This is a genomic window from Xanthomonas hortorum pv. pelargonii (genome assembly GCF_024499015.1).
GTDB lineage: Bacteria > Pseudomonadota > Gammaproteobacteria > Xanthomonadales > Xanthomonadaceae > Xanthomonas > Xanthomonas hortorum_B.
The window spans coordinates 911355-927778 of sequence record NZ_CP098604.1 but is presented as its reverse complement, the minus strand read 5'-3'; the positions used below and the strand labels follow the sequence as shown (position 1 = coordinate 927778).

The window sequence follows — 16424 nt, the reverse complement described above, 5'->3', positions numbered from 1 at the left end:
CATGACATCTCGGAGCCTCGGTCCGATTGCTTAGTCGCCAGCCACATCCACCCACACCGCATGATGATCGCTGCCATCGGCTATCGCCGCTTCCGGCGTGCTGCTCGCGGGCCAGAAGATGCCGCTGCCGATCAACGTGAACTGGCGCGACGGCAGCACGTAGTCCAGGCGCATCGTGCCGGCCTGCGGGCCGAAGTCACCGGTGACCTGCTGCGGGTCGCCGGTATGCGCGATGCCTAGCGCGGCGTATTCGGCGGTTTTTTCCGGGCCGCCGTCGCTGTGCGGGGTGGGGTACTGCAGCACGCGCGGATGCGTGATGAGTGCGCGGATCGCATCGTGGCGGCCGGCGCCATCGACCGGATCGTTATTGAGATCGCCGAGGATCACAAAGCGTGCGTCGGCCGGCAGACCACCGCAGCGGCCCTGGTCGTCGCACAGCCATGCGGCGTCGTTGGGGTTGTCCAGATACTCGCGCCATAGCCGCAGTTCGTCGTGATTGCGGGCGGCGTTGCGCTTCTCGGCACCGTCGAACACCGGCGGTGTGGGATGCGACACCAGCGCGTGCACCACGCCCAGCGGCGTGCGCACCGGCACGTCCCAATGCGATTTGGACGACAGCCGCAGTTGCGCCCAGATCGCATCGCGATAAAACGATTTCTTGCTGGACGGATCGGTCGGGCGCAACGCACCCGGCAACGCGCTCCATTTCAGCAGCTGGAAACTGCGCACCGCCTGCGCATCGATCGGATAGCGCGACAGCACCAGCATGCCGTACTGGCCAGGGTGCAACCCATACCCCCAGGCATCGTTGCCGCGCGAGCGGCCATCGCCACCGACAGTGCCGTTATTGTCCAGATCCAGCCCACTCGGCACGCCGGTATTCACTGGCGCCAGGTAGCGATACGGATAGCGCAGCGCTTCGCCGCCGCCCGGCTGGGCGACCTGCAGATAGCGCTGCTGGAACAGATCGGCGGCGCGATGCTCGGGGTCGAAGTCGAACTCGTTGAGCAGCACCAGATCCGGGCGCACCTGCTGCAGCACCGCGGCGATCTTGCGCGCATGCGCGCTGTCGCCCTGCAGTTCGCGCACCAGGCCGCCGGCCTGGTCGGAATACAGCGAGGTGTTGTAGGTCGCGATGCGCAAGTGGGCCGGCGTGGACCCGGCAGCGGCGTCGGACATCGTGTCAGACGAGGGCGCGCGATGCGCGCAGGCAGCGCAGAGCACGGTCAGCGCAAGTAGCAGGAGAGGTTTGATCATCGCCGCATTCTCGCACGCGCAAGACGACAGACCGATGTCGTCCTCGCCTGGCTCAACGTGCCGATGCAGGGGCGGGGAGCCCGCGCCATTGACGGCCGTCGTAAGCTTCCAGCGCGCTGAAATGGCGCTTGTAATTCATCTTCGCGTGGCCATCGATCCAGTAGCCCAGATACACGTGTGCGCGCCGCTCGCGTTGCGCCCACTGGATCTGCTGCAGGATCGCGAAGGTGCCCAGACTACGTGCGGCGGCATCCGGCGCATAGAACGTGTAGACCGCCGACAACGCGTGCTCGGTGACATCGGTGACCGCAACGGCGAGCAATCGCCCCGGCGCGTGCGCCACCGCCGGTTCGCGTATCTCAAGAAAGCGCCCATGCGACCAGCCGCCGATCAGGAACTGGTCGAATTCGGTTGCGCCATGTTCGTCCATGCCGCCGCCGGGATGGCGGTGCTTGAGGTACTGCCGATACAACGCAAGTTGTTCGTCGGTGCGTTCGGCGGCGACCACGCGCACCACCAGGTCCTGGTTGCGCGCCAGGCAACGGCGCTGACTGCGATCGTGCCGGAACGCATCCACCGCAATGCGCACCGGCACGCAGGCGCGGCAACGTTCGCAATGCGGCCGGTAGACCAGATCGCCGGAGCGCCGAAATCCCCACGCCAATGCCTGCGGATAAATTGCGCCCAGACGCGGATCGTGCGGGTCCAGCACCAGGTCGCGCGCACGCCGATCCGGCCAGTAGCCGCAGGCATGCTCGCCGGTCTGGAACAGGCGCAGGTCGTCGTGGGTGTCGGCGTGGATGGCCATGCACGCAGGATAGCGCCTGCGTGTCGCAACAGCGGCGACTGTCCGCCGGATGAATACGCCAGGTGGCCGCGTCAACGCGCGTGCCGATCGCTCGTTGATGTGGGTGTTGGTGGCAGCGCACGGTGGATTCGGATGCGCCACCCACGCGATGCGGCCCATGCAGGTGCCGCGTGTGGTTTTCACATTCCAGGAGTTTCTCATGACGTCTCGCAAACCGTTTCTCGCACTGGCCGTGCTGGCCGCCCTGTCCACCGGCGCGGTGTTCGCCGCCCCGCCTGCCGCTGGCGATGCGCCGCGTCCTGCCAAGCTCGACAAGAACGGCGATGGCGTGATCGACCGCAGCGAAGCGGCGGCAGACCCGAAGCTGGCTGCGCAGTTCGACACGCTGGACACCAACAAGGACGGCAAGCTGTCGCGCGATGAGCGCCCGCATCACCGTGGCCCGGGTCGCGACGGACGCGGCGAATGGCTGAGCAAGTTCGATACCAACAAGGACGGCCGCATCAGCCGCGAAGAAGCCAAGGCCGACCCGAAGTTCGCCGCGCATTTCGATGAGATGGACGTCAACAAGGACGGCTTTGTCGATCGCGCCGACCGCGAGTTGCGCATGCAGCAGCATCGCGATACGTGGTTTGCCAAGGCTGATACCGACAAGGACGGCAAGTTGAGCAAGGCCGAGTTCGACGCGGCCTCCAAGCAGCGTGGCGAGCACGGTCCGCGTGGTCCGGGCGAGCATGGCGAGCGTGGCGATCACGGCAAGCGTCCGATGCCGGCCAAGCCCGCTGCGGGCAGCTGAGTTCTTCCAGTCGCCAAAGCGTTACCCGGTCGCGCTGCTGCGACCGGCAGCACTGTCGTCATCTGCAACATGTAAACAGCAACACGCAACAAGGCGCCGATCGACCAACGGCCTCCCGCGCAAGCAGGAGGCCGTTTTTGTTGGCCGGCTGCCGGAGTCAGTCGATTGCGGTCATCGCTGCTTCCGTTAGATCACAGCATTCCTAGCTTCATGTAGTGATGGAAGATTGGCAGCGTGACCGCTAGCGTGCTCACGAGCATCGCGCTTGGACTGAACATGCAGCGATACAGCAGGGGGCTGCGTAGCGCCGCGTCGTTGCGCATCGCGTTCCAGCATGGGGCGCATGACGCGTGGCAGCACCCTGATGGATTGATAGTTGAGCACGGCCATGCCTGCGCAGAGCATCAGCAGCGACGCCCACGCGCCCGCATCCAGGCGTTTCAACAGTAGCGTGCTGCCCACCACCAGTACCGACGTCAGCGTGGTGATGCGGATGAAGCGACGGATTGCCGCAACCTCGCCAGTGGTCTCTGCAAAGCGAAGCAAGTACCAGCACGACCAATACGTGCCCAGCCCGGCAACCAGCACGCTGCCTGCAGCAAACAGCGCCGGCATGCCGAACCAGAGGCTCAGTGCGCCCGCTGCACCGCCACCGCTCAGCGCCGAGCCGGTCAAACCACCCATGCCCAGCTTGCCCGCGCCACCGATGCCGCCCAACACAATGGCCGCACTCGCGGTTCCGGGTGCTGCCAGCATCGTTGCCGAGGTCACCGCAGTGGCAAAGGCCACACTGGGCGCGCTGCCACGCGCGAACGCGCCGAACCGGCGCAGCAGTTCGCTGCGCACGCTGGCACGTGCCCGCGACAGCCGTTTGCGTACGGCCGCATCGCTGAGGCCGAGCAGCGAGGCCACCTGTTGCGAACTCTGGCCTTCGCGGTAGTACAGCAGCAGCGTCTCGCGGCTTTCTTCGGGCAGTGCGGAAATGATGTCGAGCGCGGCAATTTCTTCTTCCACCTGCAGCAGGTGCTCGGCGGGCGAGGGTGCCGGGTCGGCTGCCATCGCGATGGCAAGATCTGCCGCCTCGCCACTGAGCGCGCGATGCCGGTTGGCGCGCAGCCAGTCGCGCGCCAGGTTGCGGGTGATCTGGCGCAGCCATGGCAGGAAGCTGGCCGGTTGGCTGAGTTGTGCCAGTCGTTGCCAGGCGCGCAGAAAGGCCTCCTGGGCGATGTCTTCGCTGGCGGCGATATCGCGGGTGATCGCCAGCGCGATGGCGGTCACCGTGTTCTGGCAAGCGCGCACAATGCGGCCATAGGCCTGCTGGCAGCCGGCCGCGGCATGCGGCAGTTCGCGTTGCAACATCAGGTCCAGCGTGTCGGTGTGCATCGGTGCAATCCATGTCCTGGTCCCAGCATGACGCATGGGAGCGGCAGATGTGACCGATGCGATGCCGGTTGATGCAGGTGCTGACGTCAGCGGCGCTCAGCGCGCCGGCTGGATCCGCACGCGCACTTCTTCGTCCTCTGCCGCCGGTGGTGTCGCGTTGGCAGGCGCCGCTTGCTGTGACGCCGGCTGAGCCACCGGCGCAGGCGCGCTGCGATGGCGCAGCACCACGAACATTGCAACCGCGCCGATCACCAGCAGCAGCACCAGACGGATACGCCAGGCCCAGCTGCGCGCGCTGGAGCTTGAGCCGTTTTCGCCTTCACGAAAGGTGTATTCCACGTTCGGCAGGTCGCGACGGGTGGTGTCGAGCAGGCGCGCGTCGCGCAGCAACTCGCGCGCGCGTGGCTGGTCGTCGGCATGCACGATCCACACGGTGGGATAGGTCTGTGCGTTGCTGTGTTCGAGATAGCTGAACTGGCCGGTGCGCTTGCTTTCGTAGGAGCGGCCATTGCTCATGCGCACATCGATGCCGGCATCGCGCAACAGGTTGGCGACGCCTTCGGCGGTTTCGATACGTTGACTGCTGAAGATCTTGCGCATGCTTAAGGTGTGCCAGCGATTGCCGAACGCATCGCGCTGCGGGTGCGCGTGTTCGAGACATAGAAGAAGAATGGCGTGGACGTCGGTCCACAACCGAAAAAGGCTGCAGCAGGCCTGGCTGCGCTCAGTGAAATCTGTTGTTCAAGCAAGGGCACGGCTAGTCCTTCGCCGGCACGGCAATTGCACTGCCATCGGGCACCACGCGGATCAAGCCTTCCTGCGTGGTGCTGGCGACCAGCACGCCATCGCGGGTGAAAAACTGCCCACGCGCCAGGCCGCGCGAACCCTGCGCGGTGGGGCTGTCGAGCGAGTACAGCAGCCAGTCGTCGGTACGGAACGGGCGGTGGAACCACAGCGCATGATCGAGCGAGGCCATCTGTACGTTCGGCGTGTAATAACTGATGCCGTGCGGAAACGTCGAGGTGCCCAGCAGCTGAAAATCCGAGGCATACGCCAACAAGGCGCGATGCAGGCCGACATCGTCGCCGACCGGGTCGCTCAGGCGTAGCCACATCTGCTGGAACGGCGGGCGCTTGGGTGGTCTGAGTTCGTCGCGCGGAAAGACGTGGCGGAATTCGAACGGGCCGCCACGCGAGAGCCAGCGCTGCACCTTGGCCGGCAGTTTCGCCAGCACCTCCGGTGCCAGCGGCGCGGTGGGTTCGATATCTTCCGGTGGCGGCACCACCGGCATCACCGACCGATGCTCGGCGCCGTCTTCGTGTTCCTGAAACGACGCTGCGCAGAAAAAGATCACCTTGCCATGCTGGATCGCGGTGACCCGTCGTACCGAGAAACTGCCGCCATCGCGGGTGCGATCGACGTCGTAGACGATCGGGTGATCGAAATCCCCGGCGCGCAGAAAATAGGCATGCAACGAGTGCGCCTGGCGGCCGTTTTCCACCGTGGCCTGCGCGGCGGCCAGCGCCTGCCCCAGCACCTGCCCACCAAACACGTACTTGGTGCCGATATCGCGGCTCTGGCCGCGAAACAGGTTGTCTTCCAGACGCTCCAGCGACAGCAGGTTGATCAGTTCGGAGACGACGGGTTCGGCAGTGGCGGACAAAGGGCTGGCCTGGGCGTGCGACGGACCGCGATTATACCGGCCGCCCCGTCGTCACCATGCCCAAGGCGCGTGCTCAGGCCTTTTGCAGGCGCGCGACCAGGCCATGCAGCGCCGCCTGCGCATCCGGTGCGTACCAGCCGTCGATGAAACGCTCCAGCTGGATCAGCTCGGGTGCCAGCGCGGCGCGCAGATCGGCACGGGCGATGGCACGCGTGGTCAGCATGGGCTGGCGCGGCAGTCGCTGCAGATCCTGCAGCCAGGCAACCGCGCGCGCGGTGACCAGCTCGCCATCGGCCAGCTCGTCGACCAGGCCGATCGTGACCGCCTGTTCGGCCGGCAGCAGCTGGCCGGAGATCAGCAGGCGCTCGGCGCGGTGCGCACCGACCACGCGGCGCAACAGGCGCTGGATGCCTTCGGGCGCGGCCAGCCCCACCTGCACTTCGTTCAGGCCGATCGCATAGGGTTTGGCGGTGTCGGCACTGCGCGCCATCACCCGGTAGTCGCAGCACAGCGCCAACACGCAGCCGCCGGCCGGCGCATGCCCGCCGATGGCCGCCACCACCGGCACGCGGCTGTTGGCCAACGCTTGCGCGGCCTCGAAGAAGGCCGTCCAGCTGGCCAGCAATTCCGCGCGGTCGGTGCCGTGCGCCAGCAGGTGCGGCACGTCCATGCCGCCGGAAAAGATCCGCTCGCTGCCCGACAGCACGATGCCATCGGTCTCATCGCCGGCCTGCTGCACTGCAACGCTCAAGGCCTGGCAGAGCGCCCTGTCCAGTGCATTGACCGGCGAGCGGGCCAGACGGATTTCGCGAAGACGGCCATGGTCTAAGATCTGGATGCTCATTCGGGGCTCCTGGAGGTCGGGTCATGATAGACGGCAGTCGAAGCAGGCAGCGCATGTATGCACGCGTGCTGCTCGGTGCGTTGGCGGTGTTGGCAAGTGCAGGCGTCTCGGCGCAGTGCCTGCCTGAATTCAAGGATGGCTGGGTCCGCATTCCACCGCCCGGTGGCATGGGCATGGCGGCGGGGTTCGGGCAATTCCATAACGGCTGCGCGCAGCCGCTGAAGGTCACCGCGGCCAAGAGCAGCGTGTTCGCCGATGTCTCCATTCACGAGACCACGCAGAGCAATGGCGTCAGTCGCATGCGTGCGGTGCCCGAGTTGCCGCTGCCTGCCGGCAAGTCGGTGATGCTGGCGCCGGGCGGCCTGCATCTGATGCTGATGGACGCCGGCGCACCGCTGCAGGAAGGCGCGCAGGTGCCAGTGATCTTTACCTTGCAGGATGGCCGCGAGATCAAGACCACGTTGGAAGCACGCAAGCGCGCGCCGGGTTCGTGATCGGGCGCAGTGCGTAACAGCGCCAGGATGGCGGCACGCATGCTGCCGTCCTGGTGAGGCCACTTGCACAACGTTGCCGATCAAGCGCAACCCCTGAGGCGCAGGTCGCTGTGCTGCATCCCCTGCGTTCTGCCGGTCTCGAAGCGTGTGTCTACTGCATGACGCAGCAGCAACTGCATCGTCGCAGGAAAGTAAAACGGCGGCTCCCGAAAGAGCCGCCGCCAATCACCGACACCGAGAAAACGCAGCGAATGCGCTAATGAAACTCAGTTGCTGGCAGCGCGCACCGCATCCGGCAGCGACGCGCTTTTGCCGGTCTGGGTATCGATCCACACCACGACCACGTTGCCATCCGAATACAGCACGCTCTGGTCTTTCTGGTCGAGGATGCGATGGCCGATGGTGATGCTGCTGCTGCCCAGTCGCTCGACGAACAGTTCCACCAGGATGTCGTTCGGCCACACCAGCGGGCGCTTGTAGTTGACGTTGGTGGCCGCGACCACCGGCGCGATGCGGTCGGTCATCGCCACGCCTTCAACGCCCAGCATCCAGCGCACGCGTGCTTCTTCCAGATAGGAAATGTACTTGGCGTTATTGACATGGCCCATGCTGTCCATGTCGCGCCAGCGCACGCTGATCGGGATGCGTGCCAACACCTTGTGCTCTTCGCTCATCAGCTTGCCTTCTTCTTTGCGGTTTTCTTGGTGGCGGACTTGGCGACTTTCGCCACCTTTTCCGGTTTGATCTTGCGCGGCGGGCGCGCATCGGGCTTGTTGGCCATTGCCGCCGGACGCGTCTCGCGTGCTTTGACCGACGGCAGCATCTTGGCCAGGAATTGCCCGGTGTAGGACGCCTTGTGTGCAGCCACCTCTTCCGGCGTGCCGGAGACCAGGATGCTGCCACCGCGGTGGCCGCCTTCCGGGCCCAGATCCACGATCCAGTCGGCGGTCTTGATCACGTCCAGATTGTGTTCGATCACCACCACCGTATTGCCCTCGTCGCGCAGCTTGTGCAGCACGCCGAGCAGCGCTTCGATGTCGTGGAAGTGCAGGCCGGTGGTCGGCTCGTCGAGGATGTACAAGGTGCGTCCGGTATCGCGACGCGATAGCTCCTTCGACAATTTCACTCGCTGCGCTTCACCGCCGGACAGCGTGGTCGCGCTCTGTCCCAGCTTGATGTAACTCAGGCCGACATCGACCAGCGTTTCCAGCTTGCGCGCGATCGACGGCACCGGCTCGAACAGGCGCAGCGCGTCTTCCACGGTCATCTGCAACACGTCGCTGATGTTGTAGCCCTTGTAGCGGATCTCCAGCGTCTCGCGGTTGTAGCGCTTGCCGTGGCAGACATCGCAGGGCACATAGACGTCGGGCAGGAAGTGCATCTCCACCTTGATCAGGCCATCGCCCTGGCAGGCTTCGCAGCGGCCGCCGCGCACGTTGAAGCTGAAACGGCCCGGCGAATACCCGCGCGCGCGGGATTCCGGAACCTGCGCGAACAACTCGCGCAACGGCGTGAACATGCCGGTGTAGGTGGCCGGATTGGAGCGCGGGGTGCGCCCGATCGGCGACTGGTCGATATCCACGACCTTGTCGAACAGATCGAGGTTCTCGACCTCGCGATGCGCCGCCACCGGATGCGAGGCGCCGTTGATCTCGTTGGCCGCCAGCGAAAACAGCGTGTCGTTGATCAACGTGGACTTGCCCGAGCCGGACACGCCGGTGATACAGGTCAGCAGGCCGGCCGGAATGTCCAGATCGACATTCTTCAGGTTGTTGCCGGTCGCCCCGCGCAGATGCAGCATCATCTTCGGGTTGGGCTTGTGGCGCTGCTTGGGAATCTCGATGCGGCGCTTGCCCGACAGGTATTGACCGGTCAGCGAGCGCGGCGCATCCAGAATGTCCTGCAGCGTGCCTTGCGCGCAGATTTCACCGCCGTGCACGCCGGCGCCGGGGCCGATGTCCAGCACGTAATCGGCCAGGCGGATCGCGTCCTCGTCGTGCTCGACGACAATGACGGTGTTGCCCAGGTCGCGCAGTCGCGTCAGCGTGCCGAGCAGGCGTTCGTTGTCGCGCTGATGCAGGCCGATCGACGGCTCGTCCAGCACATACATCACACCGACCAGGCCGGCGCCGATCTGGCTGGCCAGACGAATGCGTTGCGCCTCGCCACCGGACAAGGTGTCGGCCTTGCGCTCCAGGGTCAGGTAATCCAGGCCCACATCGACCAGGAAGCCCAGCCGCTCGCCGATCTCCTTGACGATCTTGCTGGCGATCTCGCCGCGCCAACCGGGCAACGACAAACCGCGGAAAAAGCTCAGCGCCTCGTTGACCGGCAGCACCACCAGTTCGGGCAGCGGGCGGTCGGCGACGAACACGTTGCGCGCGGCACGATTCAGTCGCGTGCCATTGCACGCAGGGCAGGGCTGCTGGCTGACGTACTTGGTCAGCTCTTCGCGCACAGCCGGCGATTCGGTCTCGCGGTAACGCCGTTCCAGGTTCGGCAGGATGCCTTCGAAACGGTGCTTGCGCGTGGTGCGCCCGCCCGCGTCGGTGAAGTAGGTGAAGCTGATCACCTCATCGCCGCTGCCGAACAGCACCGCCTGGCGCACCTTGGCCGGCAGCGAGTTCCACACTGCGTCCACGTCGAACTTGTAGTGTTTGGCGAGCGAGGCGATCAGCTGGAAATAATAGGCATTGCGCCGATCCCAGCCGCGCACGGCACCGGCCGACAGCGACAGCTCCGGATGCACCACCACCCGATCCGGGTCGAAGAACTCGGCCACGCCCAGGCCATCGCAGCTCGGGCATGCGCCCACCGGTGCGTTGAACGAGAACAGCCGCGGTTCCAGCTCAGGTAGCGAGTAATCGCAGACCGGGCAGCTGTACTTGGACGAGAACAGATGCGGCGCGGCGGCCGCATCGTCCAGCGACTGCACCGACACCATGCCTTCGCCAAGCTTGAGCGCGGTCTCGAAACTTTCCGCCAGCCGCTGCTTGATGTCCTCGCGCGGACGAAAGCGGTCGATCACCGCCTCGATGGTGTGCTTCTGGCGCAGCGCCAGTGCCGGCACCGCATCGATCTCGTACAGCTCGCCATCCACGCGCACGCGCACGAAGCCCTGCGCACGCAGTTGCTCGAACACCTGCGCATGCTCGCCCTTGCGGTCGCGGATCACCGGCGCCAGCAGCATGTAGCGCTGCTCCTGGTCCTGGTTGAGCATGTGGTCGACCATCTGGCTGACCGTCTGCGCTTCCAGCGGGAACCCATGGTCCGGGCAACGCGGCTGACCGACACGCGCGTACAGCAGGCGCAGGTAGTCGTAGATCTCGGTGATCGTGCCGACCGTGGAGCGCGGGTTGTGCGAGGTCGATTTCTGTTCGATCGAAATCGCCGGAGACAGACCTTCGATATGGTCCAGGTCGGGCTTTTCCATCACGCTGAGGAACTGGCGCGCATACGCTGACAGCGACTCGACGTAGCGGCGCTGGCCCTCCGCATAGATGGTGTCGAACGCCAACGACGATTTGCCCGAACCGGACAGGCCGGTGATCACGATCAATTTGTCGCGAGGCAGGTCGAGATCGATGTTCTTGAGGTTGTGCGTCCGCGCGCCGCGGATGCGGATGAAATCCATCGCCATGGGGGATCCGATGTCGGGCCGGCGAACCGGCGGTGATGCGAGCGTGCTCAGCAGGGATGAGTGGCAGTCGATCAGCCTACCCGCCGACCTAGGTGAGGGCAATTGCCCGAAATGCCAGTCTGACCGGAGCGCTGTGGCGGCCGGATGATGCGTTGCATGGCGCCGGATCGATGTCGCCTGCGGCAGGTCGACGTGCCGTTGATCGGAAACCGGCCGGCGGCCGGCTTGCGGGTTGACCCAAAACCCGATAGGCCAGTACAATCCCGCTCCTGTCTGCCCTAGGGCACGTCAGTGCGACCATAATAACTACAGAGGAAAACCTGGTCATGTACGCAGTTCTGGTAACCGGCGGTAAGCAATACCGCGTCGCGCAGGGCGAAACGCTCCGCGTGGAAAAGCTCGAAGTCGAAGCTGGCGACGAGATCAAGTTCGACACCGTCCTGATGTTGGGCGATAGCGATGGCATCAAGCTGGGCGATGCGCTGAAGGGCGCCTCGGTCACCGCAAAGGTTGTGGCTCATGGCCGCGCCGACAAGGTGCGCATCATCAAGTTCCGTCGCCGCAAGCACCACATGAAGCGTCAGGGACACCGTCAGTACTACACCGAAATCGAGATCACCGGCATTGCCGGTGGCGATAAGAAGTAAGGAGAACCAGTCATGGCACATAAAAAAGGCGTAGGTTCCTCGCGCAACGGTCGCGATTCCAACCCGAAGTACCTGGGTGTGAAGATCTTCGGTGGCCAGGCCATCGATGCCGGCAACATCATCGTGCGTCAGCGCGGCACCCAGTTCCACCCGGGTAGCGGCGTTGGCCTCGGCCGTGACCACACCCTGTTCGCCCTGGTGAACGGCAAGGTGGAGTTCTCGGTCAAGGGTGCGAAGAAGCGTCGTACCGTCAGCGTGGTTGTCGAGGCGTAATCGCCCGCTCCATGCAGGCCAGTCCGCCAGGCACCGATGCCTGATGGACGAGACGGAAAGCCCCGCTTTTGCGGGGTTTTTCGTTTGACGGCTTGGAATCGGGAATGGGGAATCGGGAGTCGGAAAAGCCGACTCCTGGCCCCCTCCCGCTCTTTGCTGTCTTGCTGGTGAGTGCGCTCGCTGGCAGGAGTCATGCCACTTTCTTTGGCCGATTCCCCATTCCCTATTCCCCATTCCCGGTTGCAAGCTCATGAAGTTAGTCGACGAAGCGGAAATCCTGGTCAGTGCCGGCAATGGCGGCAATGGCTGTGTCGGCTTTCGCCGCGAGAAGTTCATCCCGCTCGGTGGGCCGGATGGTGGTGATGGCGGCAGTGGCGGCAGCGTGTGGATCGTGGCCGACGAGAACGTCAACACCCTGGTCGACTTCCGCCATGAGCGCACCTTCAAGGCGCAGCGCGGCGAGAATGGCATGGGCCGTCAGGCCTACGGCAAGGGCGGCGAAGACCGCATCATCGTGGTGCCGGTCGGCACCGTGGTGATGAACGTGCAGACCGATGAAATCATCGGTGACCTGACCCAGAACGGCGATCGTCTGCTGGTGGCCAAGGGCGGCAAGGGCGGCCTGGGCAACATGCATTTCAAGAGCTCGATCAACCGTGCGCCGCGCCAGTCCACCACCGGCGAAGAGGGCGAGGAGCGTCTGCTCAAGCTGGAGTTGAAGCTGCTGGCCGACGTTGGCCTGCTGGGCTTCCCCAATGCCGGCAAGAGCACGCTGATCCGAGCGGTGTCTTCGGCAACGCCGAAGGTGGCCGATTACCCGTTCACCACCTTGTATCCGAATCTGGGCGTGGTCAGTGTCGAGGCGTATCGCAGCTTCGTCATCGCCGACGTCCCGGGCCTGATCGAGGGCGCGGCCGATGGTGCCGGCCTGGGCACGCAGTTCCTGCGTCACCTGCAGCGCACGCGTTTGCTGCTGCACCTCGTAGACATCTCGCCGATGGAAGGTGGCGTGGATGGTGTGTCGCCGGCCGACCAGGTGCGTACCCTCGAGCGTGAGCTGGAGCGGCACGATCCGGAGTTGCTGGCCAAGCCACGTTGGCTGGTGCTCAACAAGGCCGACCTGATGTTCGAAGACGAGGCGCGCACGGCGGCAGAGGCGATCGTGGCCGAACTTGGCTGGACCTCGCCGTGGTATCTGGTCTCGGCGTTGGGTCGCGATGGCACCTTCCCGATCATGAAGGACATCATGGCGTTCTTCGACCGTCAGCGCGAGGACGAGCTCGAGGCGCGCAATGCCGGCTGAGTGGTCTCGCAGCCAAACAAAAAACCCGGCCAAGGCCGGGTTTTTCTGTTCCACCGAAAGCCAGGCTTCCGGTAGTGCCGAAACCGATCGCTTACGCGGCCTTGATGGCCTTGATGCGAGCGGTCAGACGGCTCTTGTGACGCGCAGCCTTGTTCTTGTGAATCAGGCCACGGGCGCTGAAACGGTCGAGGATGGGCTGAGCAACGGCGAAAGCAGCTTCGGCGCCTGCAGCATCGTTGGCGTCAAGGGCCTTGATCACCTTCTTGACGGCTGTGCGCAGCATCGAACGCTGGCCCGTGTTGCGCTCATTGCGCACGACGGTCTGCTTGGCGCGCTTCTTGGCGGACTTGATATTGGCCACGGTGGTGGGTTCCTGAAAAATCGGTATGGTGGAAAAAGCAAGCGCGAAAGTATGATGGACCTAGTTATGTACGTCAAGTCAGATGTCAAGAGGGAGGCTGCGTGAGCAAGCCCGGTATGTTGAGAGGCCTGCTCTCGTTCAGCAGTATGACCATGGTGTCGCGGGTATTGGGGCTGATCCGCGATCAGGCGATCTCCACCACCTTCGGCGCCAACGCAGTCACCGATGCGTTCTGGGTGGCGTTTCGCATTCCCAATTTCCTGCGCCGCCTGTTCGCCGAAGGCTCGTTCGCCACTGCGTTCGTGCCGGTGTTCACCGAGGTCAAGGAAACCCGGCCGCATGCGGACCTGCGCGAGCTGATGTCGCGGGTGTCCGGCACGCTGGGCGGCATGTTGCTGGTGATCACTGCGCTGGGGCTGATCTTCACCCCGCAATTGGCGTCGATCTTTTCCGATGGCGCGGCGACCGATCCGGATAAGTACGGCCTGCTGGTCGACTTGTTGCGGCTGACCTTCCCGTTTCTGTTGTTCGTGTCGTTGACCGCGCTGGCGGGCGGAGCGCTCAACAGCTTCCAGCGGTTTGCGATTCCGGCCCTCACGCCGGTGATCCTCAATCTGTGCATGATCGCCGGCGCCCTGTGGCTGGCGCCGCGATTGGAGGTGCCGATCCTGGCGCTGGGCTGGGCGGTGCTGGTGGCCGGTGCGCTGCAGTTGCTGTTCCAGCTGCCGGCCTTGAAGGGCATCGATCTGCTGACGTTGCCGCGTTGGGGCTGGACCCACCCGGACGTGCGCAAGGTGCTGACCTTGATGATCCCGACCCTGTTCGGTTCGTCGGTGGCGCAGATCAACCTGATGCTGGATACCGTGATCGCCGCGCGGTTGGCCGATGGCTCGCAGTCATGGCTGTCGCTGGCCGACCGGTTTCTGGAGCTGCCGTTGGGTGTTTTCGGGGTGGCGCTGGGCACAGTGATCCTGCCGGCGCTGGCGCGCCATCACGTCAAGACCGACCGCAGCGCGTTTTCCGGCGCGCTGGACTGGGGGTTTCGTACCACGCTGCTGATCGCCATGCCGGCGATGCTCGGGTTGCTGCTGCTGGCCGAGCCGCTGGTGGCCACCTTGTTCCAGTACCGCCAGTTCACCGCCTTCGATACGCGCATGACCGCGATGTCGGTCTACGGCCTGAGCTTTGGCCTGCCGGCCTACGCCATGCTCAAGGTGGTGCTGCCGGCGTTCTACGCCCGTCAGGACACCCGTACGCCGGTGCGCGCGGGTGTGGCGGCGCTGATCGCCAACATGGTGTTCAACTTCGCGCTGCTGGCGGTGGTCTACCAGGTCATGGTGCCGCCCGAGCTCAAGGCGCAGGGCGTGATGCAGGCGCTGGGCAAGCAGCCGGGCCTGCATCTGGCGCTGGGGATCGCCAGTGCGTTGTCGAGTTATCTCAACCTGGGCTTGCTGTGGTACTGGCTGGGCAAGTCCGGCGTGTACCAGCGGCGGCCCGGCTGGGGCGGCTATGCGCTGCGCCTGCTGCTGGCCTGTGCGGCGATGGTGGTGGTGCTGTTGGGCCTGCTGTGGTGGTTGCCCTCGTTCACCGTGATGGAAAAGTGGGATCGCATCGGCTGGCTGGCGGTGCTGGTCGGCAGCGGTGGGGCGACCTATCTGGTGGCGCAGCTGGCATTGGGGCTGCGGCCGCGGCATCTGCGCGAAGGGTAAGAGACTTGCGGATCTGGCCGAGCGCGCTGCAGAACCGCCTGTGTTGTGCGGAGTTCTGACTTCGCGCAGCTGGAATACTCATTGCGCCTGGCCAAGCGTTGCTCACTGCGCGGCGCGCACCCATGCGGGTTGACAGGCACGGCTATACTTGCAGGTTATGTATCAGTGAGGGTCGGCCCGCAGGCCGGCATCTGTTTGGATCGAGCAATGAGCAGGCTGTTTAGAGACGTCGAGGGCGGGACGCTGTTCCCGCACGGGAGCGTGGTCTGCATCGGCGCCTTCGATGGCCTGCACCTGGGGCATCGGGCATTGGTGCAGCACGCGGTCGAACGCGCGCGCGCGCTGGGCGTGCCGGCAGTGGCAGTGAGCTTCGAGCCGTTGCCGCGCGAATTTTTTGCTCCGGCAGCGCCGCCGCCGCGGTTGACGCTGGCCCGCGCCAAGATCGAAGGGCTGTACGGCCTGGGCGCCGACAGCGTGGGCATGATCCGTTTCGACGGCCACTTGGCGGCAATGAGCGCCGAGGATTTCGTACGGCTGGCTTTGGTTGGCCGGCTGTGCGCGCGCGAAGTGTGGATCGGCCCGGAGTTCCGCTTCGGCCACCGGCGTGGCGGCGATATCGGCCTGCTGCGCGTGCTCGGTGAGCAATACGGGTTCGTGGCTGGCGAGATTGCCCCGGTGCATCTGCGCGGCGAGCGCATTTCGGCCACGCGCATTCGCGAGCTGCTGGGCACGGGCGAGTTTGCGCATGCCGGCGAACTGCTTGGCCGCCCGTACGCCATCGGCGGGCGGGTGGTGCGCGGCAAGCAGCTTGGGCGCACGCTGGGTTACCCCACTGCCAACTTGCGCTTTCCGCGCACGCCGGCGCTGTCGGGCATTTACGCAACCTGGGTGCATGGTGTGGCCGATCAGCCGTGGCCGTCGGTCTCGAGCTTTGGCACCCGCCCGACGGTGGCCGGTGTGGAGCCGCTGCTGGAAGCGCATCTGTTCGATTTTCAGGGCGATTTGTACGGCCGCCACATCGAGGTCGAATTCGTCGCCAAGCTGCGCGACGAAGAAAAGTTCGATGGCCTGGAGGCGCTGACCGTGCAGATGCATCGCGATGCCGAGCAGGCGCGTGCGCTACTTAATGCGAGTCCCTCTCAAGAACCCGCACCTCCATGTGCGGACAATAAACATGCGAGCTCCTCGCAAACGTCTGCACATGCAAGTGCAGACGCTTCAGACAACGCAGCGCAACGGTAGAGAC

General features: G+C 65.0%; 15 protein-coding genes and 1 pseudogene. 7 read left to right on the top strand and 9 right to left on the bottom strand.

Annotation, left to right across the window (positions count from 1 at the left end):
* Nucleotides 1-30: 30 nt before the first annotated feature.
* Both NDY25_RS04060 and NDY25_RS04055 read right to left on the bottom strand, forming a co-directional pair.
* Complete coding sequence (locus tag NDY25_RS04060) at nucleotides 31-1257, bottom strand: endonuclease/exonuclease/phosphatase family protein (RefSeq protein WP_233366583.1); 1227 nt, start codon at nucleotides 1255-1257, stop codon at nucleotides 31-33.
* A 52-nt stretch (nucleotides 1258-1309) separates the two neighbouring features.
* On the bottom strand, nucleotides 1310-2224 hold the full coding sequence (locus NDY25_RS04055) for an arginyltransferase (RefSeq protein WP_168958018.1): 915 nt from the start codon (nucleotides 2222-2224) through the stop codon (nucleotides 1310-1312).
* Between NDY25_RS04055 and NDY25_RS04050 the strand changes: the two genes are divergently transcribed.
* Entirely contained in the window at nucleotides 2115-2861 is a 747-nt protein-coding gene (locus NDY25_RS04050) for an EF-hand domain-containing protein (protein ID WP_425510772.1), read from the top strand. The two genes, NDY25_RS04055 and NDY25_RS04050, sit on opposite strands and share 110 nt — an antisense overlap.
* Nucleotides 2862-3052: 191 nt before the next feature.
* Here the strand turns inward: NDY25_RS04050 and NDY25_RS04045 are convergent.
* From NDY25_RS04045 to NDY25_RS04030, 4 genes and pseudogenes are all read right to left on the bottom strand, one after another.
* A pseudogene (locus NDY25_RS04045) lies at nucleotides 3053-4244 on the bottom strand (RNA polymerase sigma factor).
* A 96-nt stretch (nucleotides 4245-4340) separates the two neighbouring features.
* Nucleotides 4341-4844, bottom strand: coding sequence for a putative signal transducing protein (locus tag NDY25_RS04040; RefSeq protein WP_154844801.1), 504 nt, complete (start codon nucleotides 4842-4844; stop codon nucleotides 4341-4343).
* A gap of 157 nt (nucleotides 4845-5001) precedes the next feature.
* Entirely contained in the window at nucleotides 5002-5907 is a 906-nt protein-coding gene (gene tesB / locus NDY25_RS04035) for an acyl-CoA thioesterase II (RefSeq protein WP_256627784.1), read from the bottom strand.
* Nucleotides 5908-5980: 73 nt separating this feature from the next.
* A complete protein-coding gene (locus tag NDY25_RS04030) occupies nucleotides 5981-6751 on the bottom strand; it encodes an enoyl-CoA hydratase/isomerase family protein (protein ID WP_168957951.1) in 771 nt (256 codons plus the stop codon).
* A 65-nt stretch (nucleotides 6752-6816) separates the two neighbouring features.
* On the opposite strand from NDY25_RS04030, the gene NDY25_RS04025 reads away from it, so the two are divergent.
* Nucleotides 6817-7245, top strand: coding sequence for a copper chaperone PCu(A)C (locus NDY25_RS04025; protein ID WP_168958017.1), 429 nt, complete (start codon nucleotides 6817-6819; stop codon nucleotides 7243-7245).
* Between the two features lie 266 nt (nucleotides 7246-7511).
* Here the strand turns inward: NDY25_RS04025 and NDY25_RS04020 are convergent, their stop codons facing one another.
* Both NDY25_RS04020 and uvrA read right to left on the bottom strand, forming a co-directional pair.
* Entirely contained in the window at nucleotides 7512-7919 is a 408-nt protein-coding gene (locus NDY25_RS04020; protein WP_168957950.1) for an acyl-CoA thioesterase, read from the bottom strand.
* Complete coding sequence (gene uvrA / locus NDY25_RS04015) at nucleotides 7919-10885, bottom strand: excinuclease ABC subunit UvrA (protein WP_168957949.1); 2967 nt, start codon at nucleotides 10883-10885, stop codon at nucleotides 7919-7921. The genes NDY25_RS04020 and uvrA overlap by 1 nt, the downstream gene beginning before the upstream one ends.
* 326 nt (nucleotides 10886-11211) lie before the next feature.
* Between uvrA and rplU the strand changes: the two genes are divergently transcribed.
* The 3 genes from rplU (at nucleotide 11212) to obgE (ending at nucleotide 13108) form a co-directional block, all read left to right on the top strand.
* A complete protein-coding gene (rplU, locus tag NDY25_RS04010; RefSeq protein ID WP_006450001.1) occupies nucleotides 11212-11532 on the top strand; it encodes a 50S ribosomal protein L21 in 321 nt (106 codons plus the stop codon).
* Nucleotides 11533-11544: 12 nt separating this feature from the next.
* The gene (rpmA, locus tag NDY25_RS04005; RefSeq protein ID WP_006450000.1) at nucleotides 11545-11805 is read left to right on the top strand and encodes a 50S ribosomal protein L27; all 261 of its coding nucleotides are present in this window, start codon (nucleotides 11545-11547) and stop codon (nucleotides 11803-11805) included.
* A gap of 250 nt (nucleotides 11806-12055) precedes the next feature.
* A complete protein-coding gene (obgE, locus tag NDY25_RS04000; protein ID WP_006449999.1) occupies nucleotides 12056-13108 on the top strand; it encodes a GTPase ObgE in 1053 nt (350 codons plus the stop codon).
* Nucleotides 13109-13199: 91 nt separating this feature from the next.
* Here the strand turns inward: obgE and rpsT are convergent, their stop codons facing one another.
* Complete coding sequence (gene rpsT, locus NDY25_RS03995) at nucleotides 13200-13469, bottom strand: 30S ribosomal protein S20 (protein ID WP_002807888.1); 270 nt, start codon at nucleotides 13467-13469, stop codon at nucleotides 13200-13202.
* Nucleotides 13470-13585: 116 nt separating this feature from the next.
* Here rpsT and murJ point away from each other — a divergent pair, with 116 nt between their 5' ends.
* On the top strand, nucleotides 13586-15178 hold the full coding sequence (gene murJ / locus NDY25_RS03990) for a murein biosynthesis integral membrane protein MurJ (RefSeq protein WP_168958016.1): 1593 nt from the start codon (nucleotides 13586-13588) through the stop codon (nucleotides 15176-15178).
* A gap of 207 nt (nucleotides 15179-15385) precedes the next feature.
* Nucleotides 15386-16420, top strand: coding sequence for a bifunctional riboflavin kinase/FAD synthetase (locus tag NDY25_RS03985; RefSeq protein WP_168957948.1), 1035 nt, complete (start codon nucleotides 15386-15388; stop codon nucleotides 16418-16420).
* Nucleotides 16421-16424: the final 4 nt, after the last annotated feature.

Excerpts from the sequence above, each read along its gene's own strand:
- murJ (WP_168958016.1), top strand. The coding sequence starts at position 13,586 with ATGTTGAGAGGCCTGCTCTCGTTCAGCAGTATGACCATGGTGTCGCGG.
- NDY25_RS04020 (WP_168957950.1), bottom strand. The coding sequence starts at position 7,919 with ATGAGCGAAGAGCACAAGGTGTTGGCACGCATCCCGATCAGCGTGCGC.
- rplU (WP_006450001.1), top strand. The coding sequence starts at position 11,212 with ATGTACGCAGTTCTGGTAACCGGCGGTAAGCAATACCGCGTCGCGCAG.
- obgE (WP_006449999.1), top strand. The coding sequence starts at position 12,056 with ATGAAGTTAGTCGACGAAGCGGAAATCCTGGTCAGTGCCGGCAATGGC.
- NDY25_RS04050 (WP_425510772.1), top strand. The coding sequence starts at position 2,115 with ATGAATACGCCAGGTGGCCGCGTCAACGCGCGTGCCGATCGCTCGTTG.
- NDY25_RS04030 (WP_168957951.1), bottom strand. The coding sequence starts at position 6,751 with ATGAGCATCCAGATCTTAGACCATGGCCGTCTTCGCGAAATCCGTCTG.
- NDY25_RS03985 (WP_168957948.1), top strand. The coding sequence starts at position 15,386 with ATGAGCAGGCTGTTTAGAGACGTCGAGGGCGGGACGCTGTTCCCGCAC.
- uvrA (WP_168957949.1), bottom strand. The coding sequence starts at position 10,885 with ATGGCGATGGATTTCATCCGCATCCGCGGCGCGCGGACGCACAACCTC.
- NDY25_RS04060 (WP_233366583.1), bottom strand. The coding sequence starts at position 1,257 with ATGATCAAACCTCTCCTGCTACTTGCGCTGACCGTGCTCTGCGCTGCC.
- NDY25_RS04055 (WP_168958018.1), bottom strand. The coding sequence starts at position 2,224 with ATGGGCCGCATCGCGTGGGTGGCGCATCCGAATCCACCGTGCGCTGCC.
- rpmA (WP_006450000.1), top strand. The coding sequence starts at position 11,545 with ATGGCACATAAAAAAGGCGTAGGTTCCTCGCGCAACGGTCGCGATTCC.
- NDY25_RS04040 (WP_154844801.1), bottom strand. The coding sequence starts at position 4,844 with ATGCGCAAGATCTTCAGCAGTCAACGTATCGAAACCGCCGAAGGCGTC.